Here is a 26,676-nt window from a genome sequence, read left to right as displayed (position 1 = left end):
GAGGCTGGACTTTCAGTCGTTTCAGGACTGTGTCAGGAGTGCAGTACGACCAGATCGTCCCTGTGTACGACCTCGCGCTCGTAGGCCGGGCCGAGCTCCCGTGCCAGTTCACGGGTGGAGCGGCCGAGCAGCTGCGGGATCTCCTTGGCGTCGAAGTTGACGAGTCCGCGGGCCACCGCCCGGCCTGCGAGATCACGCAGTTCCACCGGGTCACCGGCGGTGAACTCGCCCTCGACCGAGGCGATTCCGGCGGGCAGCAGCGAGCTGTGGCGTTCGACGACCGCCCGCACGGCCCCGTCGTCGAGGGTCAGTGAGCCCTGCGGGGTGGAGGCGTGGGCGAGCCAGAGCAGCCGGTCCGCGGAGCGGCGTCCGGTGCGGTGGAAGTACGTGCCGGTGTCGCGGCCGGCCAGGGCGTCGGCGGCCCGGCTCGCCGAGGTGAGGACGACGGGGACGCCGGCGGCCGTGGCGATCCGGGCGGCCTCGACCTTGGTGACCATGCCGCCGGTGCCGACGCCCGCCTTCCCGGCGCTGCCGATGGTGACGCCCGCCAGGTCCTCCGGACCGGTCACCTCGGCGACCCGTGAGGTGCCCGGGGTGCTGGGGTCGCCGTCGTACAGGCCATCCACGTCCGAGAGCAGGACCAGCAGATCGGCGCGGACGAGATGGGCGACGAGCGCGGCCAGCCGGTCGTTGTCGCCGAACCGGATCTCGTCGGTGGCGACGGTGTCGTTCTCGTTGACGACCGGGAGCGCGCCCATGTCCAGGAGCTGGTCGAGGGTGCGGTAGGCGTTGCGGTAGTGGGCGCGGCGGCTGGTGTCGTTGCTGGTGAGCAGCACCTGGCCGACGCGTACGCCGTACCGTGCGAAGGAGGCGGTGTAGCGGGCGACGAGCAGTCCCTGGCCGACGCTGGCGGCGGCCTGCTGCCGGGCCAGGTCCTTGGGGCGGCGCACCAGTCCGAGCGGGGCGAGCCCGGCCGCGATGGCGCCGCTGGAGACGAGCACGATCTCGCGCTCCCCGCCGCTGCGCACCTTCGCCAGCACGTCGACGAGCGCGTCGACACGGTCCGCGTCGAGGCCGCCGGCCGCGGTGGTGAGGGATGAGGAACCGACCTTGACCACGATCCTGCGGGCCTCTGTGACGCCCTGCCTTGCCCCTGCCACTTCCATCCCCAATGATTCGGCCTCGCCCAGCCCTCGCAATCTACGCGAGCGGCGGATCCGGCGCCCGCGCGTTCCGCCCTCTGGACCTCTGGGCCCTGGACCTCCGGGCCTCCGGGCCTCTGGCCGGATCCGCCGCAACCCGGCACTTGCGCCGCACCGGCCGTTCATGCGCGCGACCGCGCGCGTATACCGAATGTCCCGGGACTCCTCGGGCGGTATCCACGCACTGTCGGCAGGATCACGCCGAGCCGGTATGCGCAACCATCTCGGCATCTCGACCATCTAACAGCCGATAGGGTGCACGGCGGGTGGCTTCTTATGCCCATTTTCAGCAGCGCAGGCCCCGCACCCGCCGCCGGCCAAAGGGACTTCCAACAGACATGGGACAGCAGCAATGCCAGTCAAAGTAAGTGTCGTCATTCCTGTATACAACCCGGGCAAGTACATCGACCCCTGCATCGACTCGCTGCTGCGACAGACCCTCCCCGCAGGGGAATTCGAAGTTCTCTTCGTCAACGACGGCTCGACGGACGACACTCGTGAGCGACTCGAAAAACTGGCCGAGGAGCACCCGCATTTCCGTGTGATCACCATCCCGAACTCCGGCTGGCCCGGGAAGCCCCGCAACATCGGTGTGGACGAGGCGAAGGGTGAGTACGTCCAGTTCGTCGACCAGGACGACTACCTCGCCTCCGGCGCCCTGCAGCGGCTGTACGACATGGGCCACCGCAACGGTTCGGACATCGTCATCGGCAAGGTGGCGAGCAACTTCCGCGGCGTCCCGCACGGCGTGTTCAAAAAGAACCGCGAGAAGTGCACCCTGCACGACGCGCCTCTGTACGACAGCCTCACACCGCACAAGATGTTCCGTACGGAGTTCCTCCGCGAGAACGGCATCGCCTACCCCGAGGGCAAGCGCCGGCTCGAGGACCAGCTCTACATGATGCAGGCGTACTTCCCCGCCAAGGTCGTCTCGATCCTCGGCAGCTACACCTGCTACTACTACTCCCGCCGGGACGACGGCCAGAACGCCGGATCCGCGAAGATCATCCCGTCCGGCTACTACGGCAACCTCCGCGAGGTCCTCGACGTCGTCGTGGAGAACACGGAGCCCGGCGAGTTCCGGGACATGCTGCTGCGCCGCTTCTACCGTGTCGAGATGCTCGGCCGGCTCAGCGAGCCCGCCGTCCTCAAGTACGACCCCGCGTACCTGGACGAGATGTGCGACGCCGTCCAGGACCTGGCCACGGACTTCATGCACGACGGGGTGCACGACGGGCTCGGCCCGGTGCTCCGGCTGCGCTCCACGCTGCTGCGCAACAACGACCGCCAGGGCCTCGTCCGGATCTCCCGCTTCGCCGCATCGGTCAAGGCGGCGGCTCGCCTGGAGAAGTTCGCCTGGCGGCCGGACGGCAAGATCGACCTCACCATCAGCGGCCGCCTCGTCCACGGCGAGGACCAGGCCCCGCTGACGCTGCTGCGCCGCGACGGGCGCTACTTCCTGCACCCCGACATCACCGAGGGCCTGCTGCCGGACGGCGAACTCCTGGACGTCACCGACGACATGGCCGGATTCTCCGCCGAGCTGTCGCTGCGCAACCGCGAGACCGCCGTCGAGTGGTCCTGCCCCGCGACCTTCACCGCCCACGTGGAGGAGCTCGGCGACGACGTCTGCGAGGTCGTCCTGCACGGCAGCGGCCAGATCGGCTCGGAGGCGGTCAAGGGCCGCGGCCGGGTGTCGCGCGGCTTCTGGGACGTCTGGGTGCCGCTGCGCGGTCTCGGTCTGGTCCGCAAGGCCCGGCTCGGCGCCGACCGCGCCCCGGAGGTGGACGCCGCCTGCCTGCCCGCCTCGCTGGGTTCGCCGGCCCGCGCCGTCATTCCGTACTTCACCGACCCGCACGGCAACATCACCCTCGACGTGGCCCGCCGCGCCAAGAGGCTGGCCGAGTACCTCGAGGGCCGTCCGGTCCGCCGCTCCCCTTCCAGCCCCACCGAACTGCGGCTGGACCTGTTCACCACGTCCGCCACCGTGCCCTCCGCGACCACGCTGGTCCTGAGTCCGGCGGACGGCGCCGACGGGCCGTCCCACCAGTTCCGCACCATGCTGCGGCCCACCGACGGCCTGGCCCACCTCACCGTGCCCGACCGCGCGCCGGACGTCACGCCCGGCACCTGGAAGCTCGGGGTCCGGCTGGACGGCGACAAGCACCCCGCGTTCCACCTCTGCGACGTCACCGTCGGCAGGGGCGGCCGGATCACCGTCCCCCGGAGCCTGCCCGCGATCGAGGCCGAGATCATGCAGGGGATCGTCGGCAGGCGCCGGAAGGCGAAGCTGCGCCGCGCGCTGCGTACCGTCGGCGGTCCCATCGTGCGCAGGCTCCCGGCCAAGAGCCGCAAGCGGGCGCGGCGTCTCGCCGCCCGGTTCACCGGCTGACCGAGCCCCGCACCTCCGTACGTTTCCCACCAGAACACACCGGCCGGGTCCATCGGCCATGAACGACAGAACAAGGACGTGATCGCATGCGGCAGCTCTCCATCGCAGGGGCCTGGGTGCATGAGCCCAAGGTCTTCCCGGACAGCCGCGGCAGCTTCCACGAGTGGTTCAAGGCGTCGGAGCTCAGCGAGGCCGTCGGCCACACGCTGCGGCTGGCGCAGGCCAACTTCTCCGTCTCCAGCCGGGGGACGCTGCGCGGGGTGCACTTCGCCGACGTACCGCCGAGCCAGGCGAAGTACGTCAAGTGCATGCGCGGCGCGGTGCTCGACGTCATCGTGGACATCCGGGTCGGCTCCCCCACGTACAAGCAGTGGGAGGCCGTCCGGCTCGACGACGTGGACCACCACTCCGTGTACCTCGCCGAGGGCCTCGGCCACGCCTTCATGGCGCTGACGGACGACGCCTCGGTCGCCTATCTGTGCTCCGAGGGCTACGCGCCCGGCCGCGAGCACGGCATCAACCCGCTCGACCCCGAGCTGGGCATCGAGTGGCCGCAGGGGATCACCCCGCTGCTGTCCGACAAGGACGCCGCGGCGCCCTCGCTGGCCGAGGCCGAAGAGCAGGGCCTGCTGCCCTCGTACGAGGCGTGCCAGGAGTACTACGCGCAGCTGCGGGCCCGCGGCTGAGCCGTCCGGGACGGTACGCCGAAGCCCCCGTGGTCCGTACGGATCACGGGGGCTTCGCGTCGTCCGGGTGCGGTCAGCCCGTCACCGACTCGATGCGCGAGCGCAGCGGCGCGAACGCCGAGCGCGGGCGGCGCAGGTTGCGGGCGCGGGCCAGGGCCGGCCAGAAGTCGGCGCGGAGCAGCGCCTCGGGGCGGACCGCGTTCTTGCGGACGAGCACCTCTTCGGGCACGTCCTGCGGGTCGGGTACGACGAACTCCTCGATGATCTTGTCGTACTCGTTCTTCAGGACGTTGTTCTCCGGGTCGGCGCCGAACACGGCGACCACGCCGGTCGGTTCGGTGTCCACCTCGACGACCAGCAGATCGGGGCGGTAGCGGCGCAGCACCTGCACCACCTTGTACACATCGCCGGTCCAGTACTTGGTGTGCCGGTCGCGGGCCGCCTCGTCGACGTCGCGCGGCAGCATGTCGTCGAGCACGATCACGCTCGACCAGCGGGAGTGCTTCTCCACGTTCATGAAGTCGCGCAGGGCGTACTCGAAGAGGTGCATCCCGTCGATGAAGGAGAGCTCCAGCTTCGGGTCTCCCCCGAGGACGTTGAGCGCGTCGCGGCGGGCGAGGGCGCGGAACGGGTTCCGGCCGTTGCGCAGGTGCAGCAGCGGGTCCTTGCGGGCGAAGAAGTCGTCGCTCGTGGCTCTGACCAGGTGGACGTCACAGCTGATGTCCGTCACGACCCGGAAGGCGGGGTCGACGGCGACGGAAGGGACCCGCGAGAGGGCCAGGCTTCTGCCGTCGTTGACCCCGATCTCCAGATAGTTCCGAGGCCGGTAGACGCGGTGCAGATGGCGCAGGAAGTCGTGGCGGTTCACGTGGAGCTGCCCTTCGGAGGAAACCAACTGGTCTGGTTCCCGGCGAAGTTACCTCATGACCGCACTGTGATGTAAGCGTTCTCCCCGATGTAAACCTTGGTTATAAATTTCTTTGAAATTCGACGAGATTCGACCAGCCATACGGTCAACTGATGATCACGGCCGTTGTGATCATGGTCGTTCTGCCGCGACAAGTGCCGGAAATGCTTCCTCAAGTGCCGCCCGCCAGTTCCGGACCGGTTCGATCCCGGCCGCGGCCCAGCGGTCGTGGCCCAGCACGCTGAACGCGGGCCGGGGGGCCGGCCGCACGAAGGCCTCGCTGGTCGTGGGGCGGACCCGCTCCGGGTCGGTGCCGAGCAGCCGGAAGATCTCCCGGGTGAAGCCGAACCAGGTCGTCTCGCCGCCGCTGGTGCCGTGGTAGACGCCTGCCGGAGCGGTGCCCGCGAGGGCGGCCTGCCCCAGCCGGACCAGCCGGTCGGCCAGGTCGACGGTCCAGGTGGGCTGACCGCGCTGGTCGTAGACCACGTCGAGGGTGTCCTTGACGCCCTCCAGCTTGATCATCGTACGGACGAAGTTGCCGCCGCCCGCGCCGTACAGCCAGGCGGTGCGGACCACGTAACCGGTCTCCGGCAGGGTGCTCAGCACGGCCTGCTCGCCGGCCAGCTTGGTGCGGCCGTAGGCACTGCGCGGTCCGGTCGGGTCGTCCTCTGCGTACGGCTTCTCGCCGTCACCGGCGAAGACGTAGTCCGTGGAGACCTGAAGGAGAACGGCGCCGTGTTCGCGGCAGGCCTCGGCGAGGACGGCGGGGCCCGTGCCGTTGACCCGCAGCGCGGCGTCCTCCTGGGACTCCGCGTCGTCGACCGCGGTCCAGGCGGCGCAGTTCACCACGACGGCGGGGCGGTGCTTCCCGAAGGCCGCCCGTACCGACTCCGGGTCGGCGATGTCCAGTGCCGCCCGGTCCGCGGCGACGGCGGTGACGTCCTCACCGGCCAGCCGGGCCAGGACGTCCTGGCCCAGCATCCCGGCGGCTCCGGTGACCAGCCAGACGGCGCTCACAGGGCGGCCCGGTCCTTCAGCGGCTCCCACCAGGCGCGGTTGTCGCGGTACCACTGCACGGTCTCGGCGAGGCCGGTGCGGAAGTCCTTGCGGGGCTCGTAGCCGAGCTCCTCGCGGATCTTGGTGCAGTCGACCGAGTAGCGGCGGTCGTGGCCCTTGCGGTCCTCGACGTAGGTGACGCTGGTGTCCCAGTCGGCGCCGCAGGCGTCCAGCAGCAGGCCGGTGAGCTCCTTGTTGGAGAGCTCGGTGCCGCCGCCGATGTTGTAGACCTCGCCGGCCCGGCCCTTGGTGCGGACCAGTTCGATGCCCTGGACGTGGTCGTCGATGTGCAGCCAGTCGCGGACGTTGGCGCCGTCGCCGTAGAGCGGGACCGTCTTGCCGTCCAGCAGGTTGGTGACGAAGAGCGGGATGACCTTCTCGGGGAAGTGGTGGTGCCCGTAGTTGTTGGAGCAGCGGGTCACCCGCACGTCGAGGCCGTGGGTGCGGTGGTACGAGAGCGCGATCAGGTCGCTGGACGCCTTGGCCGCGGAGTACGGCGAGTTGGGCGCGAGCGGGTGGGTCTCGGGCCAGGAGCCCTCGTCGATCGAGCCGTAGACCTCGTCGGTGGAGATGTGCACGAAGGTCTTGATGCCCGCCAGGTGCGCGGCGTGGATCAGGGTGTGGGTGCCCACCACGTTGGTACGGACGAACTCGGCGCCGCCGTCGATGGAACGGTCCACGTGGGACTCGGCGGCGAAGTGCACCACCTGGTCGTGCTCGGCCATCAGCTTGGCGACCAGCTCCGGGTCGCAGATGTCACCCTGCACGAACCGGAAACCGGGGTGGTCTCGCACCTCGTCGAGGTTGGCCGGGTTGCCCGCGTAGGTGAGCTTGTCGAGCACGGTGACGGCGATGTCGCCGGGGCCCTCGGGGCCGAGCACCGTACGGACGTAGTGCGAGCCGATGAAGCCGGCGCCGCCGGTCACCAGGATGTTGGTGGTCATGAAGAGATCTGCACCTTGCTGTGGTCGCCGAGCACGAGTCGGTGGGCGGACGGGGAACGGGGGGCGGGGGTCACTTCGACGTCACGGCCGATGAGCGACGCCTCGACGCGGCGGACACCCGCGATGGAGGCGCCCCGCAGAACGATGGAGTACTCGATCTCGCTGTCCTCGATGCGGACGTCCTCCGAGACCGAGGTGAACGGGCCCACGTACGCGCCGCTGATCACCGAACGGGCACCGATGATCGCGGGCCCGACGATGCGACTGCCGCTGACCTTGGCGCCCGGCTCGATCCGGACGCGGCCGATGATCTCGCTGTCCGCGTCGACGTCGGCACCCTCCTGGAACGGCTCGACGGCCTCCAGGACGGTCCGGTTGACCTCCAGCATGTCGGTGACGTTGCCGGTGTCCTTCCAGTAGCCGCGGATCGTGGTGGAGCGCACGTCGCGCTTCTGGTCGATCAGCCACTGGATGGCGTGCGTGATCTCCAGCTCGCCGCGCCAGGACGGCTCGATCGAGCGGACCGCCTCGTGGATGGCGGGGGTGAAGAGGTAGACGCCGACGAGCGCCAGATCGCTCTTGGGCTCCTTCGGCTTCTCCTCCAGCGCCGCCACCCGGCCGTCGGCGTCGAGCTCCGCGACGCCGAAGGAGGTCGGGTTGGGCACCTGCGTCAGCAGGATCTGCGCATCGGGCCTGTCCGCGCGGAACCCGTCCACCAGACCGGTGATCCCGCCGACGATGAAGTTGTCGCCGAGGTACATGACGAAGTCGTCGTCGCCCAGGAAGTCGCGGGCGATCAGCACCGCGTGGGCGAGGCCGAGCGGCTCGTCCTGCGGGATGTAGGTGACCTCGATGCCGAGCGCGGAACCGTCACCGACCGCCTCACGGATCTCGGGGGCGGTGTCGCCCACGATGATGCCGACCTCGGTGATTCCCGCTTCCGCGATGGCTTCCAGCCCGTAGAACAGCACGGGCTTGTTCGCCACCGGAACCAGCTGCTTGGCCGAGGTGTGTGTGATGGGACGCAGGCGGGTGCCGGCCCCTCCGGATAGTACGAGAGCCTTCACGTGACCAGTCCCCATGGTGTTCTGTCGGTCCTGTCGCGGGCGCGACGTCCGAACGATTTTACTGAGCTTTTCTGAGTGTTTTTCAGCGAAACGGTCCTGCGGGTTCGCTCGGAGTCCGCCCGGCGGACGAGCGGCTGTCACTCCACGGTCAGCCGCGCCTTCCATCGCCGCACGTCGCGGCGCATCCTGCGGACCACCCGCCGGGACAGCGAGGCCCGGCGGGCGGCGACCTTCGGCCGGTCGATCCGCTTGCCGTCGTGCCAGTCCGGCACGGTGACCTCGTAATTGGAGTCGGCCAGGCCGACCGAACGGTCGCGGAAGTGCGGGTACGCGAGGTAGAGCGTCCGGCCGTCGCGCGAGCCGACCACGTCCGGGACCGTCTTCGCCCGGATGTACCGCACCATCTCGACGAGCAGGTCCGGCCTGCCCCGTGCCACACAGGCGAGACGCAGCCGCTCGGACACCTTGATCAGCCGGGCCACGCCGTCGTCCCAGTACGCGTCCATGAGTGGAGCCGCGAGTTCCATCTTGTGCCGCCGGACTTCCTCGGAATCCTTCAGCACCACGGGGCCGAACTGCTGGAGCATCCCGACGGTGAAGGGCCGGACCATGAGGAAGTCTCTTTTCGGCCCGGCGGGCTCGATCCGGTGAATGAGAGCCATCATGGCGCGCATCGAGTCGAAGCGCCATTCATAGGTGCCGCTCTTCGTGACGTGCTTCCCGTCGTCACGGCCCACCAGGTAATAGCAGACATAATTGGAGATCACCGAGATCCCGGCGCCTCGCAGATACGCCTCCATCGTGAAGAGGGCGTCCTCGCCGGTCTTGAGATTCTCGTCGAATCTCAAGGAGAGACGTTCCAGGAGTTCACGCCGGAAGAGCTTCTGGGCGCTCAGGGTGTAAATGACCTTGGAATTGTAGACGTCGACCCGTTCCTTGGTGGCGCGCCACATCGACTGCGGCGCTCCCCGGTTCACGCCGACCACCTTGCCGAGCACCACATCGGTGCCCGCCCGGTCGGCCATGGCGACCATCCGCTCCAGGGCCTCGTCACCGAAGTAGTCGTCGGCGTCCAGGAAGAACACATAGCGGCCGCGGGCCAGGTCGATACCCACATTGCGCGGCCCGCTGGGCCCGCCGGAGTTCTTCTGTCTTACCACTCTCGCCGGGACCTTCGACCGCGCGGCGAATTCCTCCAGGTACTCGCCCGTTCCATCGGTGGAACCGTCGTCGACCGCGACGATTTCGATGCGGTCGGCGCCGAGGGTCTGCGCCTCCACCGATTCGAGACAACGGATGAGGTAGGGCATCGCCTCATATGCACCGACAACCACAGTCACGTCAGGAATTTGCGTCTCGTTCACACAAACAGAAGACAGCCGACCCGGTGCATTGGTTGTCTCACGCCACGCGGCCAAAAGGTGACACTCATCACAAAGGCCCGGCACAACCCTTTGGGGGGTATGCCGGGCCTTGCTCGATCATGTAAGGCGAATGGTCGACTTCTCAGCCGCCCACGGGTTCACCCAGGCTCTTCGCCACTCCGGTGTTCCGGGCGTCGGACTTGACCGCGAGCTCCTTCACGGCCGTGTCGAACTGCACGATCGAGGTGGGCTCGTCCGGCCCGAGGAGGTACTGCTTCAGCTCGCGCCTGGCGTCCGCCCTCGCGTCCGTGGCCGGAGATGTCACCGCGGTGAGCAGTTCGTCCAGCTCGGCCGCCGAGTTGGACAGGATCACCGCGGCACGCACCGCGGTGTTCTGCCGGCGGAACTCTTCCTCGCCCAGTTCGGCCGAGTCCGTGACCGCGTACGGCTTGCCGCTCGCGATGAAGTCGGACACCACGCTGGAGATGTCCGAGACCATGGCGTCCGACTCGTTGAAGCAGTCGTACAGCCGCATCTGGGCGCCGGTGATGACCCGGTGCTCCCACCAGCCCTGCGCACGCCAGGACGCGGCGTTCCACTCGTCCTTGAGCTTCGCCGTCTCGGCCTCGCGCGCCGGGTCGGCCAGCGAGTCCCGGGACAGCTCGGCCTCGTCCCGGGCGGTGCGGCCACCGCCGGCCAGCTCGGCCAGCCGCGCCTCGATACGGACCAGCTCGGCCCGCGCCGCGGCCTGCTCGCCCTGGAGCGCGGCCGATTGCTCCGCCCAGCGGGGGTCGCCGGCGCGTTCGGCTGCGGCCTGCTCGATCATCGCGGTGATACGCAGGTGCACGGCCTTGGCCTTGGCGCTGCGGGTGCCGGTGAAGGGGTGCGGCTTGTACAGCAGCCGGACCGGCTGCTCGGCCTCCAGCAGCCGCCTGACGATGTTCTCGCCGGCCAGCAGCAGGGAGGTGTTGCCCGGGTTGTCGTCCCAGCCCTCCCAGGTGGGGGCGTACAGCACGGTCGGGATCGGGTTCTTCTGCGTACCGGACCAGGACTGGATGGTGGCCAGCTGCGGGCGGCCCACTTCCACGATGTCCTCGTCGCGCACCCCTACGTCGGCCAGCGCGTAACGGTCGCGGCCGGCCCGGCCCGCGGTCCACACCTCGTCGTACACCTTGCTGTACGGGTTGACGCTGGCGATCTTGTCGCTGTCGCCGTGGCCGATGAAGACGTGCTTCATCGTCGGCACCCGCAGCAGGTGGATGTTCTTGCCGACGTTGGCCGCGTAGAGCGCGACCCGCACCGACGAGAGGTCCAGGTTCATCAGGTGCACGCCACCGGGCACGCAGAGCACCGGCACCGAGGTCGTGGCGAGCTGCGGAACGATGTTGCGCTCACGGAGCAGGATCATCGGCCGGCCGTCGAGCTGCGCCATCGTCTCCAGCCACATGTTGACCTGGTAGGCGGAGTCCTTGGAGCCGGAGAAGTACAGCATCACGGTCGGCCGGTACTCGGCGAGCCAGTCGCCCACCGCGTTGAGGACCTTGGTCTCCGGGGGTACGAGCCGGCTCGGCCGGACGTACGGCAGCAGCGCCGCCAGGTAGCAGACCGCGAGAACGAGCGTCAGGCCGAGGCCGATGTACGCGATGGCGTCCTTGCCGGTCTCGACCGCGACGAGCACACCCACCATCGAGAAGACGTCCAGGTGCAGCATCTTCTCCGCGGGCCGGCTCATCAGGCTCTGCGGCGGGGCATCCGCTATCCGCACCGACGCCAGGTCGATGTTGCGGGTGACCACCGGAAGCTTGCGGCGGAGCCGGATCAGGGTGACCATCGCGCTCTGCGGCGCCTGGAGTCCGTAGAACGCCAGGAGGCAGGCGACCGTCACGTAGAAGAGCGTCTCCTCGCCGTATCCCATGCGGGAGAGCAGCAGGACGAGCAGCAGCTGCCGGACCAGGAAGCGGATCGAAAGCCCTGCCCGCACCGCGGCGAGCCGGTTGATCAGGTAGCTGCCGCAATGGTGCAGATACCGGTCCGCGAGATAGGTGGCCGCGGTGGCCGCGGCGAAGAACCAGAGATTGGGGATTATCGCCGCGAGCATTATGCACGGGAACCCCAGAGCCACCAGGAGCGCGGCGGCCAGCTCCGAACCGCTGCCCACCCGAGCCAAACGCATGGCTTTCGAAATCACGAAGTACCGCTCCCGAGGGTGCCGACTTGTTTACCTTACGAGGGGAATGTGAAGACAGAGCTTCACGAATTCGGACCCCTGCAGTTCGCGCTCGGCGACTGCAGGGGTCCGAATAATCGATTGTCAAGCAGTATTACACATCGGCCTGTCGGTCCAGGACAGCGGCAAGGGCCTGCTCGAAACCGGACGCCTCGGAGGCACCCCGGGTCGGGTCCTGCTGGCGTACGTCGATGACGTGGCCGGTCATCTCCGAGAGCAGCACGTCGAGCGAGGTCCGGGCGACCGCCTCCGAGGAGAGCAGCGTGCCCGCGGGCTCGTCGCCGAACGCCTTGGTGCGCATCGGGGTGGCGGTGCGCTCGGGGTTCACGCAGTTCACCCGCACGCCGTCGGCCGCCCACTCGTCCGAGAGCGCCTGGGTGAGGTTCACCATGGCGGCCTTGGTCGACGAGTAGAGGCTGTACTCCGCGCGACCCCGGGTGTAGCTGCTGGAGGTGTAGAGCAGCAGCTGGCCCTTGGTCTCGGCGAGGTACTTGTACGAGGCGCGGGCGATCTGCACGGGTGCCAGGTAGTTGACGTTCAGCGCTTCCTGGATGACCGCGCTGTCCGTCTCGGCGAGCTTGCCGATGCGGAGCACGCCCGCGGTGTTGATCACGTAGTCGACGCGGCCGGTGTCGGCGTACGCCTTGGAGAGCGCCTCGTCGATGTGCTCGGGGTTCTCCACGTGCGTACCGGTGGTGGAGCGGCCCAGGGCGTAGACGGTGGCGCCGTAGGACTCGGCGAGCGTCGCGATGTCCGCGCCGATGCCGTACGAGCCGCCGAAGACGACGAGGGTCTTGCCGGTGAGCAGCTCGCGGTAGGCGGCGTCGTCGGCCGGCTGCGGAGCGGCCGTGGAGGCCAGCTGGAAGAGCTTGTCGGCGATGAAGACGTCGACCGGCTGCGTGACCTTCATGTTGTACTCGTCGCCGGCCACGACGTAGATCGGTACGTCGGGGAGGTACTTGAGCACGACCGAGCAGTCGTCGGTGGCCTGGAAGTTCGGGTCGCCGGCTGCGACCTCGTAGGCCCGGCGGATCGTGGAGAGCTTGAAGGCCTGCGGCGTCTGGCCACGGCGCAGCCGGGAGCGGTCGGGCACATCGGTGATGAACTCGCCGTCGCCGCCGTGGGTGCGGGTCACGATGATCGTGTCCGCGGACGGGATGGCGACGTCGACCGCCTGGTAGCGGTCCAGTGCGTCGACGCAGTCCTTGATGACGCGCTGCGAGAGCAGCGGGCGCACGGCGTCGTGGAAGAGGACGTTGCGGTCCTCGCCCTCGGCCAGGCCCTCGCCGAGCGCCGCGATGGCACGCTCGGTGGTCTCGTTGCGCGTGGAGCCGCCCTCGATCACCTTGGTGACCTTGGTGAGCCCCGCCTTGGCCACGATCTTCTCCACGTCGGGCACGTAGCCCGGAGCCATCAGCACGATGACGTCGTCGATGGAGTCGGCCTGCTGGAAGATCGACAGCGTGTGCTCGATGACAGCCTTGCCTGCGATCTTCAGCAGCTGCTTGGGAATGGACAGACCCACGCGCTGGCCGGTACCGCCGGCGAGCACGACTGCTGTGGTTCGGGCTTTGGCTATGTGCTGAGCAGACACAGACGACCTACCTTGCGAGGGCTGGGAGATACCGCGATGGTTGCACTCTCCGTTACCGTCTCGCAAGGTGGACGTCGGCCACCGCATGCCGTATCGAAACCTTTTGTTGCCTTGCGATCAGGGCGAATACCGGAATTAGCGCTTCCTGGCCAGGTGACCGACGCCACACGAGTGAGCGGCATGATTCACCCTTGAGCGGGTCCGGTTCCCCCGGACGTATGACGCGGAGAACGTGCGCGGCCGCCGGACAGGCTTGCGGAACAGCCTGTCCGGCGGGCCGGTGCGCGGTCTAGAACGGGTTGAACTCGTCGAACTCGCGCTGGGCCTCGTCGCGTTCCGACTCGCGCTCGCGGCGGCGCTGCGCCGCCGGGCGCGGTGCTTCGAGCCGGTGGTCCTCGCCACGACGGCCGAGCATCTCCGCACCGGCAGCCAGGGTCGGCTCCCAGTCGAAGACGACCGCGTTGTCCTCGGCACCGATGGCGACGCCGTCGCCCGCACGGGCACCGGCCTTCATCAGTGCGTCCTCGACACCGAGGCGGTTGAGCCGGTCGGCCAGGTAGCCGACGGCCTCGTCGTTGTTGAAGTCGGTCTGGCGCACCCAGCGCTCCGGCTTCTCGCCGCGCACCCGGTAGATGCCGTCCTCCTCCAGGGTGACGGTGAAGCCCGCGTCGTCGACGGCCTTCGGGCGGATGACGATCCGGGTCGCCACCTCCACCGGCTTGGCCGCACGCGCCTCGGCGACGATGCCCGCGAGCGCGAAGGAGAGCTCCTTCAGACCGGTGTGGGCGACGGCGGACACCTCGAAGACGCGGTAGCCGCGCTCCTCCAGGTCCGGACGGATCATGTCGGCGAGGTCCTGGCCGTCCGGGATGTCGACCTTGTTGAGGACGACGATGCGGGGCCGGTCCTCCAGGCCGCCGTACTGCTTGAGCTCCTCCTCGATGATGTCGAGGTCGGAGACCGGGTCCCGGTCGGACTCCAGCGTCGCGGTGTCCAGCACGTGCACCAGCACCGAGCAGCGCTCCACGTGCCGCAGGAACTCCAGGCCGAGGCCGCGGCCCTGGCTGGCGCCCGGGATCAGGCCGGGGACGTCGGCGACGGTGTAGACGGTGCTGCCCGCGGTGACCACGCCGAGGTTCGGGACCAGGGTCGTGAAGGGGTAGTCGGCGATCTTCGGCTTGGCCGCAGACAGCACGGAGATCAGCGAGGACTTGCCGGCGCTCGGGTAGCCGACCAGCGCGACGTCGGCGACGGTCTTGAGCTCCAGGACGATGTCCCGGGCCTCACCGGGCTCGCCGAGCAACGCGAAGCCGGGGGCCTTGCGCCGGGCGGAGGCCAGCGCGGCGTTGCCGAGGCCGCCGCGGCCGCCCTGGCCGGCGACGAACGTGGTGCCCTGGCCGACCAGGTCGGCGAGCACATCGCCGTTGCCGTCGAGCACGACCGTGCCGTCGGGCACCGGCAGGACCAGGTCCTGGCCGTCCTTGCCGGAACGGTTGTCGCCCGCGCCGGGCTGGCCGTTGGTGGCCTTGCGGTGGGGGTGGTGGTGGTAGTCGAGGAGCGTGGTGATCGCCTGGTCGACGACCAGCGTCACATCGCCGCCGCGGCCGCCGTTGCCGCCGTCGGGACCGCCGAGCGGCTTGAACTTCTCACGGTGTACGGAGGCACAGCCGTGGCCCCCGTTACCCGCGGCGACATGCAGCTCGACGCGGTCCACGAAGGTGGTCATGGTTGAAACCTCCAGTTACATACATGCAGAAATGTCTCACTCGTGCTGTCCCCATGGCGGAGAAAGCCGTCTCTCATGGGAGAAACACGCGAAAGGCGGACCCGCTTCCCGTACGGGAAGTGAGGTCCGCCTCCGCAGAAACCGCTCGACGAGCGCCGAAAATCAGCCGGCGATCGGAACGATGTTCACGACCTTGCGGCCACGGTGCGTGCCGAACTCGACCGCACCGGCGGCGAGAGCGAACAGCGTGTCGTCGCCGCCACGGCCGACGCCCGTGCCCGGGTGGAAGTGGGTGCCGCGCTGGCGGACCAGGATCTCACCGGCGTTGACGGCCTGACCGCCGAAGCGCTTCACGCCGAGCCGCTGAGCATTGGAATCGCGCCCGTTCCGGGTGGACGATGCGCCCTTCTTGTGTGCCATGTCTCCTCAGTCCCTTACTTCGCAGCCGCGGGGATACCGGTGACCTTGATCGCCGTGTACTGCTGGCGGTGACCCTGGCGACGGCGGTAGCCGGTCTTGTTCTTGTAGCGAAGGATGTCGATCTTCGCGCCCTTGTGGTGGTCCACGACCTCGGCCTGGACCTTGATCCCGGCCAGCACCCACGGGTCGCTGGTCACGGCGTCGCCGTCGACCACGAGCAGGGTCGAGAGCTCGACCGTGTCGCCAACCTGGGCAGTGGAAATCTTGTCAACCTCAACGATGTCACCGACAGCAACCTTGTGCTGGCGGCCACCGCTGCGCACGATGGCGTACACGCGGATCTCTCTCTCGCTCTGAACGGAGCCCCTGATGCCAGCCGCCCGCGCAGGCCGGGGCCCGCGACGATCCGGAAGGATGAGCGGCCTCTCCTGACGAACGGATCCGCCGGGAGGAATGTGCTCAGGGGAAGGCGCGCATGGAAAAACACGCCGATGGACAAGATTACGGGGCCGCCTCCTGACGGTCAAACCGGGTCTCCGGCATGATCCGCGGCAGCCGACGGACCGGGCACGCGGTTCAGCCCCGGCACCCCCCCCCGGCACCTTCGCTCCGCGCCCCGGAGGCGATGCCCGCCGACCCTCACCGGGAATTCATTCGGCATCGCCGGCAGAAGCAAGAAAAAACGAGCAGAAAATGCCGGAGCTGCTGCCTCTGAATTTGCGATGACCCCAAATCTGGCGGGCCGCGAGATCGTCGGCTCCGGCACCGATGCGTGTTTCCGGATGGGGAAATTCGGCCCGTTCCGGCCCAGGCATCAGCAGCAGGAGAAGGGGGTTACGGGCTCGGCGGCGGCCACGGGCTGTCCCGTGGAGCGAGACCGACCGGGCTGCTGATGCGCAGCGGCTGGTCCGGCCGAGTCCCGGTCCGAACCGCGATGGAGCGGCTCGCCCTCAAGAGCTTCCGCGCGGCTGTCGACGTCAATTGGCGGGCCCTTGCACGTCCATATGCAACGCCGCGGTATCGAGCTGCGGGACAAAAATGGAGAGGTGCTGCCCCCTCCGGGGGACAGCACCTCTCCTATCCGCTGGCTGTCGCCTACGCCTCGGCGTCGGCCGAGACGGCGGACTTCGGCGACTTCTCGGCGGCGACCGTCTTCTTGGCTGCTGCCTTCTTGGCCGTCGTCTTCTTCGCGGCGGTCTTCTTGGCAGCCGTCTTCTTGGTGGCCGCCTTCTTGGCGGTGGCCTTCTTGGCGGTCTTGCGGGCCGCCTTCTTGGCCGGGGCCGTTTCGGCGGTCTCGGCGTCGGGCGTCGGCTCGGTTTCGGGCTTCGGCTCGGCTTCCAGCTTCGGCTCGGCCGTGGCGGTCACCACGACGACCTCCGCCCCGTCCGTACCGGCGGGCGAGCCCGCGGGGGCGGTGACCTTGCGGGTCGCCCGGCGACGCGCACGCGGCGGGGCGGCCTCGGGGGCCACCTCCTCGGGTGCGGCCTCGGGCTGCGCGGCCTCGACGACCGGTTCCGGCTGCTCGACCATCTCGGCGGCCGGCGCCTCGGCGACCGGCTCGACCGGGGCGGGCGAGCCCGCCGGGGCGGTCGCCTTCCGGGTCGCCCGACGGCGCGTACGGCCCTGGGGGGCCTCGGCCGCGGGGGCCTCCTCGACCACCGGGGCCGGTGCCTCGGCGACCGGCTCCGGCTCCACGACCGGCTCGGGCTCGGCGACCACGACCGGCTCCGGCTCGACGACGGCCGGGGCAGCGGCGGCCGCGGCCTTCGGGGCGCCGGCCGGGGCCGTTGCCTTACGGGTCGCGCGGCGACGGCCCCGGCCGCGCGTGGCGGCCGCCTCGGCCTCGGCCGGGCTGCTGTACAGCTCCTCGTCCGGCACGAACTCCGGCTCGGGCAGCGCAACCGGGGCGGCCACCTCGGCAGCCACCTCGGCCTCGGTCTCGACCTCTGTCACGGTTTCGGCCTCGGCCACGTGCTCGTGGTCGACGCCCCGGCCGCGCTTCTTGGAACGCTTGCCGCCGCCACCGACCGTGGTCGGCTGCTCCATGTGCACGATGACACCGCGGCCGTTGCAGTGGACGCACGTCTCGGAGAAGGACTCCAGCAGACCCTGGCCCACCCGCTTGCGGGTCATCTGGACCAGGCCCAGCGACGTGACCTCGGCGACCTGGTGCTTCGTACGGTCGCGTCCCAGGCACTCCAGCAGGCGCCGTAGCACCAGGTCCCGGTTGGACTCCAGCACCATGTCGATGAAGTCGACGACGACGATGCCACCGAGGTCGCGCAGCCGCAGCTGGCGCACGATCTCCTCGGCCGCCTCCAGGTTGTTCTTGGTGACGGTCTCCTCGAGGTTGCCGCCCTGACCGGTGAACTTGCCGGTGTTGACGTCGACGACGACCATCGCCTCGGTCTTGTCGATCACCAGCGAGCCGCCGCTCGGCAGGTAGACCTTGCGGTCCAGCGCCTTCATCAGCTGCTCGTCGATCCGGTACGTCGCGAAGATGTCGACCTCGGAGGTCCACCGCGACAGGCGGTCCGTCAGGTCGGGCGCGACCTGCGAGACGTATCCGTGGATGGTCTCCCACGCGTCGTCGCCGCTGACGATGACCTTGGAGAAGTCCTCGTTGAAGATGTCGCGGACGACCCGGACGGTCATGTCCGGCTCGCCGTAGAGCAGGGTCGGCGCGTTGGAGCTGCCGGTGCTCTTCGACTTCTTCTGGATGTCCTCCCACTGCTGCTGGAGCCGCTCGACATCGCGGCGCAGCTCGTCCTCGCTCGCGCCCTCCGCGGCGGTACGGACGATGACGCCCGCGTCCTCGGGGACGATCTTCTTGAGGATGGTCTTCAGCCGGGCCCGCTCGGTGTCGGGCAGCTTGCGGCTGATGCCGGTCATCGAGCCCTCGGGCACGTAGACCAGGTAGCGGCCGGGCAGCGAGACCTGGCTGGTCAGGCGGGCGCCCTTGTGGCCGATCGGGTCCTTGGTCACCTGGACGAGGACGGACTGGCCGGACTTGAGGGCGGTCTCGATACGGCGCGGCCCGTGGGCCATGCCGAGCGCCTCGAAGTTGACCTCACCGGCGTACAGGACGGCGTTGCGGCCCTTGCCGATGTCGACGAAGGCGGCCTCCATGGACGGCAGTACGTTCTGCACCTTGCCCAGGTAGACGTTGCCGACGTAGCTGGTGGCCTGCTCCTTGTTGACGTAGTGCTCGACGAGCACGTTGTCCTCGAGGACGCCGATCTGAGTGCGCTCGCCGTTCTGGCGGACGACCATGACCCGCTCCACGGCCTCGCGGCGGGCCAGGAACTCGGCCTCGGTGATGATCGGGACGCGACGGCGGCCCTGCTCACGGCCCTCGCGGCGGCGCTGCTTCTTGGCCTCCATACGGGTCGAGCCCTTGATGGACTGGACCTCGTCGAAGCCGGTGCCGGGCTCCCGCTCCTCCTTCTTGCGGGGCTCGCGCACCTTGACGACCGTGCGCTCCGGGTCGTCCGTGCCGCTGTCGGCGTCGGCGGAGACATCCCCGCTGCGACGACGACGGCGGCGCCGGCGGCGGCTGCTGCTCGAACCGGCGGCGGACGCCTCGTGGTCCTCGTCCTCCTCCTCGGGCTCCTGGGCGCGCTCCTGCTCGTCCTCGGCGTGGTCGGCGGCGGCTTCGTCGCCGTGCTGCTCGGCGGCCTCGTCACCCTCGGCGGCCTCGCCGCGACGACGGCGACGGCCACCACGACGGCGACGGCGCGAGGGCCGGTCCCCGTACTCGTCCGTCTCCTCGCCCTCGCCCTCGTGCTCGGCCTCGGCCTCTGCCTCGGTCTCCGGCTCCTCCTCGGCCGGCTCCTCCACGGGAGCCACGGCCTGCTCGGGCTCGGCAACCTCGCCGCGACGGCGGCGACGGCGGCGCGAACCGCCCTGCGGCGCGGCCTCGGCGGCCGGGGCCTCGACGGTGGCCGTCGGCTCCTCGACCGTCTCGGCCTCCTCCTCGGCCTCGACCTCTTCGTAGCGCGACGCCGCCGCAGCGGCGGCCGCGGTCTCCGGGGTCTGGAACATCGGCTCGGCGAAGACCGGCGCCTGGAACACGGCAACGGCGGGGCGCGCGGCGCGACGGCTCTTGCGTACGGGCTCCTCGGCCTTGGCCGTGAACTCCGGCCGGCCGGCGGGGGCGGTGGCCCGGCGGCGCTGACGGCCGCGCGGCGCGGCCTCCTCAGCCTCAGCGGGCTCAGCGGGCTCAGCGGGCTCAGCGGGCTCAGCGGGCTCAGCCGCAGGCTTCTCGGCGGCGGCCTCGGGCACGCTCTCGCCGGTCTCCTCGGTCTTTTCGGCGGCCTTCGGCGCGCCTGCCGGGGAGGTCGCCTTGCGGACCGCACGGCGACGGCCGCGCGGGGCCTCGACGGCCTCGGCGACGGGCTCGGTGACCTCTTCCGCCTCGGCGACCGCAGGCGCGGCGCTCTCCACGACCGGCTCGACGTGCTGCGGGGCACCGGCCGGGGCCGACGCCCTTCGCCGGGTGCGACCGCGCGGCGCGGCGGGCTCGGGCTCGGCGATCTCGGCGGCCGGCTCGGGCTCGACGGCGGCCGGTGCCTCCTCGACGATCTCCACGGCTTCGGCGGCCTGCGGCGCACCCGCCGGAGCGGTCGCCTTACGGACGGCACGACGACGCGGACGCGCGGGCGCAGCCTCCACGACCTCGGCCTCGGGCTCGGCGGCCTCGGGCTCAGCAACCGGCTCGGCGGCCTTCGGCGCACCCGCCGGGGAAGTCGCCTTGCGCACCGCACGACGACGCGGACGCGCAGGCGCGGCCTCCACGACCTCTGCGGCCTCTTCGACCTCGGCCTCGGCAACCGGCGCGGCGACCTCGGTCACCTCGGCGGCCTGCGGCGCGCCCGCCGGGGCGGTCGCCTTGCGGACCGCACGACGGCGCGTGCGGGCGGGCGGCGCGGCTTCCGCCGTCGCGGCGCTCTCGGCGTCGGCGGGCTTTTCGGACACTGCGGCGTCAACGGCCGGTATGGCGGGCGCGGCCGAAGCCTGGGCTTCCGCCACCGGCGGACCGGCCGGGCGGGACGCTGCGCGGCGCCTGCGGCGCGGCGGCAGCTTGTCTCCGGGTGCGTTGTTCTCTTCGGCGTTCCCGGTCGTGCCGGGTTCGTTGGACTGGGGCATGCGGGCGGTTCTCCCGTCAGGCTCCCGGGCGCCGCGCCTGGTTCCGGTCCGGCACGGTCCGCGTGATGTACGCGGCTCCGCCGTCCGGGGCGCGGGCGCCGCACGGGAACTCAATGTCTGGCTCGCCGGTTCCGTACGCGTGGTGCGTACGGCCTGGCGAAAGTCTTATGGGTCATCGCGCGGCCCGAACCGGAAGGCTCCCGAGTCGGAGGCTGCGCTGCAACGACCGCCTTACGCGGAACCTGTACCTTCCGGCGCCGTCGCGACGGCGGTCCCGGTGGCCGCTGATGGAGCGGCCGGGGCTGCCTCGCGGTCGGGCGCGAGCGGGTCGGTCACCGTGCCGGACTCCTCGTCGAAGAGCCCCTGCGCCAGCCTGGTCACCGCTGCGGGGACCGGCGGCGCCAGGTCGGCCACAACGCGGAGACCGGACAGGACGTCGTCAGGTCGCACGGCAGGTGTCACGTGCCGAACAACCAGCCGCAGTATCGCACAGGGCCTGTCCTCGGGCCTATCAGCCTGTGGATCAAGGGCCTGCAGGTCGACCACGGCGGCGCGGGCGTCGAAGGTGCGCATGCCGTTCTTGGCGCGGCGCTGGACCTCGACGGTCTCCGCCCCGTTGAACGCGGCCACGGCCTCGGCCGCGTCCGCCACGGCGACACCGTCGAGACGGAGCTCCCAGACGGAGGCGGTCAGCCGGTCGGCGAGACCCGAGGTACGGGCCTCCACGGCGTCGGTGATGTCGAGACCGTCCGGCAGCGAGTCGTTGAGCAGGTCCCGCAGGACGGCCGGATCGCGGGCCTCGGTGAGGGCGATCTCCAGGAACTCGGCCTCACTGCCCGTGCCGGTCGGGGCGGCGTTGGCGTACGACACCTTCGGGTGCGGGGTGAACCCTGCCGAGTAGGCCATGGGCACCTCGGAGCGGCGCAGTGCCCGCTCGAAGGCGCGCTGGAAGTCACGGTGACTGGTGAACCGGAGGCGGCCGCGCTTGGTGTAGCGCAGTCGGATGCGCTGCACTGCCGGTGCGGGCGGCGGGCCTTCGGGCTGTCGCTTGCCCAGTGGTTCTTCTCCTCGGTGCGGGGCGGACGCGGTGGGGCGCCGCCCTCGAAATGCGGGTGGCCCGGGGCGTCCGGTCCGGCTCACCCCCGCTCGGCTTCTTTCTCTCCGGGCGAGGAGATCTCTGGTTCGGGCGCCGCGCTGGGCACAGTCGTTGTTTGTTGCGTACCACCCAGCCTACGCGTAACACGCCTCCCCAGTTCCCGGGGCTCGGGCTCCCGGGCACCACCGACCAGGGCCCGCCACGCATCGCGGCGTGCCTGGCGTACGGTCTCGCCCGCCGAGCGCAGCGCCGACCGGGCCACGCGTCCCGCCTCGGCGGCGGCCCGCCCGGCCGGGGCCCAGATCCGATCGCGCAGGAAATGGCCCACCGGTGTGCAGGCCGTGCGGTAGGCCCAGGCCACCGGCGCCCCGACCAGATGCCGGGCCAGCCAGGCGATGGCCCGGCCGACGGCCCGCGCGATGTACCCCGCGACCTGCCAGGCGATGCCGAACGCGGCGGCGATCTCCCGGCCCAGCGGGGAAAGGAGCCGCCGGTGCAGCCAGTGAAGCGGCGCGACCAGCAGCGTCCTGACCAGCCACACCGCCGCCGTCCACAGCCCGGTCCCGATGGCCGCGATTCCACGCGCCGACTGGTCGAGCAGCCAGGCGGCGCCGTGGCCGAGCGGGGTGAGCACTTCCCGGTACAGCCACCGCAGCGGCCGTACGACCAGGTGCTCGACCAGCCAGGCGGCACCGTGCCCGAGGGGTACCAGGACGTACCGCCACAGCCCGGTCACCGGCAGCACGACCAGGGCGAGGAGCACCCGGCCGACGGCCCGGCGGATCCCGCGTCCCGCAGGTGCGAGCAGCTCCCGGTACGCCCACCGCAGCCCGTGCCCGACCGGGGTGAGCACCGACTCGTACAGCCACACCACCGGCACCACCAGCCCGTACCGCACCCCCGGCACCAGCGCATACCGCCAGAGCGCGACCCACGGCCACACGAAGACCGCCGCGGCCAGCCACATCAGCGCATGGCCGAGCGGGACGAGCACCGGCTCGTACAGCCGGACCAGGGCGCGGCCCAGCGGGCGCAGCAGCGTCCGGTGGGCGGCGCGGGCCGTCACCACCAGGGCGTCCCAGGCCATCCGTACGGGAAGGACGACCACCAGCACCACGATCCGGACCGGGATCCGGATCAGCAGGGTCAGGCAGCCCTCGTCGGCTCGGTACTCCGCCGGGGCCCGGTGCTTGCCGTAGTCCATGCCGTGAACGACGCGAAGGCCCGGCCGGGGGTTTCCCGGGCCGGGCCTTCGTCACTCAGCTGTCACCCGCGGGGACGCGCCCGCGGCGGCCGGCTACTTCACGACCGTGAGCGGCAGCAGCTTCTTGCCGGTCGGGCCGATCTGGATGCTGGTGTCCATCTGCGGGCAGACGCCGCAGTCGAAGCACGGGGTCCAGCGGCAGTCCTCGACCTCGGTCTCGTCGAGCGAGTCCTGCCAGTCCTCCCAGAGCCAGTCCTTGTCGAGGCCGGAGTCCAGGTGGTCCCAGGGCAGGACCTCCTCGTAGCTCCGCTCGCGGGTGGTGTACCAGTCGACGTCCACGCCGTACTCGGGCAGCGTCTTCTCGGCGGCGGTCATCCAGCGGTCGTAGCTGAAGTGCTCGCGCCAGCCGTCGAAGCGGCCGCCGGACTCGTAGACCGCGCGGATGACGGAGCCGACGCGGCGGTCACCGCGCGAGAGCAGGCCCTCGACGATGCCGGGCTTGCCGTCGTGGTAGCGGAAGCCGATGGAGCGGCCGTACTTCTTGTCGCCGCGGATCTTGTCGCGGAGCTTGGTGAGCCGGGCGTCGGTCTCCTCGGCGCTCAGCTGCGGGGCCCACTGGAACGGGGTGTGCGGCTTGGGCACGAAGCCGCCGATGGAGACGGTGCAGCGGATGTCGTTCTGGCCGGAGACCTCGCGGCCCTTGGCGATCACGTTGACCGCCATGTCGCCGATCTGGAGGACGTCCTCGTCGGTCTCGGTGGGCAGGCCGCACATGAAGTACAGCTTCACCTGGCGCCAGCCGTTGCCGTACGCGGTGGCGACGGTACGGATGAGGTCCTCTTCGGAGACCATCTTGTTGATGACCTTGCGCATCCGCTCGGAGCCGCCCTCGGGGGCGAAGGTGAGACCGGAGCGGCGGCCGTTGCGGGTCAGCTCGTTGGCCAGGTCCACGTTGAACGCGTCGACGCGGGTGGACGGCAGCGAGAGGCCGATCTTGTCCTCGGTGTAGCGGTCGGCGAGGCCCTTGGCGATCTCGCCGATCTCGGTGTGGTCGGCGGAGGAGAGCGAGAGCAGGCCGACCTCCTCGAAGCCGGTCGCCTTGAGACCCTTCTCGACCATCTCGCCGATGCCGGTGATGCTTCGCTCCCGCACGGGGCGCGTGATCATGCCGGCCTGGCAGAAACGGCAGCCGCGGGTGCAGCCGCGGAAGATCTCGACGGACATCCGCTCGTGGACGGTCTCGGCGAGCGGAACGAGGGGCTGCTTCGGGTACGGCCACTCGTCGAGGTCCATGACGGTGTGCTTGGAGACCCGCCACGGCACGCCCGACTTGTTCGGCACGACGCGGCCGATGCGGCCGTCCGGGAGGTACTCGACGTCGTAGAAGCCCGGGACGTACACGCCGCCGGTCCTCGCGAGGCGGAAGAGCACCCCCTCGCGGCCGCCGGGGCGGCCCTCGGCCTTCCAGGCGCGGATGATCTCGGTGATCTCCAGGACGGCCTGCTCGCCGTCGCCGATGACCGCACAGTCGATGAACTCGGCGATCGGCTCGGGGTTGAACGCGGCGTGGCCGCCCGCGAGGACGATCGGGTCGTCGATGGTGCGGTTCCGGGCCTCCAGCGGGATGCCCGCGAGGTCCAGTGCCGTGAGCATGTTGGTGTAGCCGAGCTCGGTGGAGAAGCTCAGCCCGAAGACGTCGAACGCCTTGACCGGGCGGTGGCTGTCCACGGTGAACTGCGGGACCTTGTGCTCGCGCATCAGCTCTTCGAGGTCCGGCCACACGCTGTAGGTGCGCTCGGCAAGCACGCCCTGGCGCTCGTTGAGTACCTCGTAGAGGATCATGACGCCCTGGTTGGGGAGCCCGACCTCGTACGCGTCCGGGTACATCAGGGCCCAGCGGACGTCGCATTCGTCCCACGGCTTGACGGTGGAGTTCAGCTCACCGCCGACGTACTGGATGGGCTTCTGCACATGCGGGAGCAGAGCTTCGAGCTGTGGGAAGACCGAATCGACAGACATCGCGAACTTTCGAGAGCCGGCAAGGGTGACCATCAAGCGTACCCCGATGCTCAGCCTTCCAGAGCCGTCCGCAAGCGGGGCCGTGACGCCCGCCGCCACACCTCGGGCAGCTCCCTTTCCCGGGCCGCGGCGACCGCCTCCTCCCGCCCGTACAGCAGTCCCCAGGTGAAGGCCGGCTCCCCCGCCGCGTGCGCCTGGACGGCCAGGGTGCGCAGGGCCTCGCGGGCCACCACGCTGTCCTGGTGGTCGCCGAGGAGGCTCTGGACCGCCTTCATCCGTTTGGCGAACCGCCCGGCGGGCTTCCCGAGCGCGGGCCGGGCCGCCTCCGCCGCGTACCGGACGCGTTTGGCGGCCTTGCGGGCCTCGTGCACGGCCAGATCCCGGTCGTGGCCGGGCGGGAGCTCCAGGGCGCGGCCGGCCCGGTCCGCGAGGCGCCCGTACTCCTTCAGCACGGCGCGGGACAGCTCGCGCCCGGGGGCGCGTGCGGCGGCGGGCAGCAGGGGCGGGCCGGCGAGCAGGGCGTCGAGGCTCTCCAGGAGGGCCAGGTACCGCTTCCCGTCGAGCACGGCGACGGTGCGGCGGCGGGAGCCGTTGCGGGTGGCCGCCGACCAGATCCGGAGCCGGCCGCGGACCGGGCCGAGGACCAGGGTGCGGGGCAGTTCCGCGAGACGGGCGCGCAGCCGGGCGTCGAGCACTTCCTGATCACGGTCGATGCCGAGCTCGGCGGCCAGCCATTTCAGCTCGGCGCCGACCGGGTCGGTGGCGTCGCGGTCGAGGATCTTCCGGTACGTCCGCAGCGCGCTGCGCAGCCTGCGGGTGGCGACCCGCATCTGGTGCACGGAGTCGGGGAGGTCGCGGCGCACGGCGGGGTCCAGGGCGACGATCGCCTCGGTCTGGTGGCGGATGTACGCGAGGACGTGATCGCCCGCGGTGGTCTTCTGCCGGGTCTTGCCCGCGGGGCTCTTCCCCCGGCCCGCCGGGCTCTTCCGCTGCGTCGGCGCGGTCTCGGCGAGTGCCCTGGACAGCTTGGACGGGGACGCGGACGGGCGGATCCCGGCCTTGCGCAGCCGGCGCTCCACGGCGTCGAGGAAGGCGGGGTCGCCGTCGTCCGCGAGTTCCGCCTCGATCTCGGTCCAGGCGGCCGTACCGGCGCCCGCCGTCAGCCGTTCGGCCCGCACCCGGTCGACGCTGACCTCGGCGAGCAGGGCGCCCTCGGCGTCGAGCAGGTGGTGGACGTCGCGGGCGGAGACCAGCCGGACGACGGGGACGAGGCCGCGGTCGCGGGCCCGGGAGCGCAGCAGCCCCGCGAAGGAGCGCGGCAGGGTGTCGGAGAGGGGTTCTCGCAGCTCGTCCCGGATGCCGGAGGCGACCGGGAACTTGAGGTGCCAGCCGGCGTCGCTCCCGCCGGTGCGGCGGCGCAGGGTGAGGGAGTCCGCCGCGAGCCGGAGGTCCTCGGTGTCGTAGTAGACGGCGTCCAGTTCGGTGACGCCCCGGTGGGCCACGGCGAAGACCCCGGCCACCCGGCTCAGGTCCGGGAGCCGGGTGTCCGCGGTGGCTTCGTACTTCCGCTCGATCTCGCGCTTCGAGTCCGCCATGACCCGAATCTAGACGCCTTGTGCGCGAA

General features: G+C 70.5%; 18 protein-coding genes. 2 read left to right on the top strand and 16 right to left on the bottom strand.

Annotated features, from left to right (window positions below):
• Positions 1-32: 32 nt before the first annotated feature.
• Positions 33-1,166, bottom strand: a complete 1,134-nt coding sequence (gene proB / locus ACFYY7_RS01340) for a glutamate 5-kinase (RefSeq protein ID WP_388655625.1) — start codon at positions 1,164-1,166, stop codon at positions 33-35.
• 388 nt (positions 1,167-1,554) lie between these two features.
• Here proB and ACFYY7_RS01335 point away from each other — a divergent pair, with 388 nt between their 5' ends.
• Entirely contained in the window at positions 1,555-3,594 is a 2,040-nt protein-coding gene (locus ACFYY7_RS01335) for a glycosyltransferase family 2 protein (RefSeq protein ID WP_388655623.1), read from the top strand.
• A gap of 86 nt (positions 3,595-3,680) precedes the next feature.
• Positions 3,681-4,280 carry a dTDP-4-dehydrorhamnose 3,5-epimerase gene (gene rfbC, locus ACFYY7_RS01330; RefSeq protein WP_388655621.1) on the top strand — a complete coding sequence of 200 codons (600 nt, stop codon included), beginning with the start codon at positions 3,681-3,683 and terminating at the stop codon, positions 4,278-4,280.
• Positions 4,281-4,353: 73 nt separating this feature from the next.
• Here rfbC and ACFYY7_RS01325 read toward each other — a convergent pair whose 3' ends face one another.
• From ACFYY7_RS01325 to ACFYY7_RS01255, 15 genes are all read right to left on the bottom strand, one after another.
• Entirely contained in the window at positions 4,354-5,148 is a 795-nt protein-coding gene (locus ACFYY7_RS01325) for a class I SAM-dependent methyltransferase (protein WP_266733080.1), read from the bottom strand.
• Positions 5,149-5,319: 171 nt separating this feature from the next.
• Complete coding sequence (gene rfbD, locus ACFYY7_RS01320; RefSeq protein WP_388655619.1) at positions 5,320-6,204, bottom strand: dTDP-4-dehydrorhamnose reductase; 885 nt, start codon at positions 6,202-6,204, stop codon at positions 5,320-5,322.
• Positions 6,201-7,187 (bottom strand): dTDP-glucose 4,6-dehydratase, encoded by a 987-nt coding sequence (gene rfbB / locus ACFYY7_RS01315; protein ID WP_124717742.1) that lies wholly within the window; start codon positions 7,185-7,187, stop codon positions 6,201-6,203. The genes rfbD and rfbB overlap by 4 nt, the downstream gene beginning before the upstream one ends.
• Positions 7,184-8,254, bottom strand: coding sequence for a glucose-1-phosphate thymidylyltransferase (locus ACFYY7_RS01310; RefSeq protein ID WP_351251783.1), 1,071 nt, complete (start codon positions 8,252-8,254; stop codon positions 7,184-7,186). The genes rfbB and ACFYY7_RS01310 overlap by 4 nt, the downstream gene beginning before the upstream one ends.
• Positions 8,255-8,391: 137 nt before the next feature.
• Positions 8,392-9,603, bottom strand: coding sequence for a glycosyltransferase family 2 protein (locus ACFYY7_RS01305; RefSeq protein WP_388657065.1), 1,212 nt, complete (start codon positions 9,601-9,603; stop codon positions 8,392-8,394).
• Positions 9,604-9,760: 157 nt separating this feature from the next.
• Positions 9,761-11,806 (bottom strand): hypothetical protein, encoded by a 2,046-nt coding sequence (locus ACFYY7_RS01300; RefSeq protein WP_388655617.1) that lies wholly within the window; start codon positions 11,804-11,806, stop codon positions 9,761-9,763.
• Between the two features lie 133 nt (positions 11,807-11,939).
• Positions 11,940-13,439 carry a bifunctional cytidylyltransferase/SDR family oxidoreductase gene (locus tag ACFYY7_RS01295; RefSeq protein WP_351251188.1) on the bottom strand — a complete coding sequence of 500 codons (1,500 nt, stop codon included), beginning with the start codon at positions 13,437-13,439 and terminating at the stop codon, positions 11,940-11,942.
• 289 nt (positions 13,440-13,728) lie between these two features.
• Entirely contained in the window at positions 13,729-15,165 is a 1,437-nt protein-coding gene (gene obgE, locus ACFYY7_RS01290) for a GTPase ObgE (protein ID WP_356078324.1), read from the bottom strand.
• A 162-nt stretch (positions 15,166-15,327) separates the two neighbouring features.
• On the bottom strand, positions 15,328-15,585 hold the full coding sequence (gene rpmA, locus ACFYY7_RS01285) for a 50S ribosomal protein L27 (protein ID WP_018103204.1): 258 nt from the start codon (positions 15,583-15,585) through the stop codon (positions 15,328-15,330).
• A gap of 14 nt (positions 15,586-15,599) precedes the next feature.
• Positions 15,600-15,920, bottom strand: a complete 321-nt coding sequence (rplU, locus tag ACFYY7_RS01280; RefSeq protein ID WP_030921216.1) for a 50S ribosomal protein L21 — start codon at positions 15,918-15,920, stop codon at positions 15,600-15,602.
• Positions 15,921-16,680: 760 nt separating this feature from the next.
• Entirely contained in the window at positions 16,681-20,733 is a 4,053-nt protein-coding gene (locus ACFYY7_RS01275) for an Rne/Rng family ribonuclease (protein ID WP_388655615.1), read from the bottom strand.
• Between the two features lie 231 nt (positions 20,734-20,964).
• On the bottom strand, positions 20,965-21,747 hold the full coding sequence (locus ACFYY7_RS01270) for a TIGR03936 family radical SAM-associated protein (protein ID WP_388655613.1): 783 nt from the start codon (positions 21,745-21,747) through the stop codon (positions 20,965-20,967).
• A 122-nt stretch (positions 21,748-21,869) separates the two neighbouring features.
• Positions 21,870-23,033, bottom strand: coding sequence for a hypothetical protein (locus ACFYY7_RS01265; protein ID WP_388655611.1), 1,164 nt, complete (start codon positions 23,031-23,033; stop codon positions 21,870-21,872).
• Between the two features lie 93 nt (positions 23,034-23,126).
• Complete coding sequence (locus ACFYY7_RS01260) at positions 23,127-25,052, bottom strand: TIGR03960 family B12-binding radical SAM protein (protein ID WP_388655609.1); 1,926 nt, start codon at positions 25,050-25,052, stop codon at positions 23,127-23,129.
• Between the two features lie 50 nt (positions 25,053-25,102).
• Positions 25,103-26,647, bottom strand: coding sequence for a CHAD domain-containing protein (locus ACFYY7_RS01255; RefSeq protein WP_388655607.1), 1,545 nt, complete (start codon positions 26,645-26,647; stop codon positions 25,103-25,105).
• Positions 26,648-26,676 lie beyond the last annotated feature (29 nt).

It is taken from the genome of Streptomyces sp. NPDC001933, assembly GCF_042890955.1.
Lineage (GTDB): Bacteria > Actinomycetota > Actinomycetes > Streptomycetales > Streptomycetaceae > Streptomyces.
This window is presented reverse-complemented; position numbering and strand designations above follow the sequence as displayed.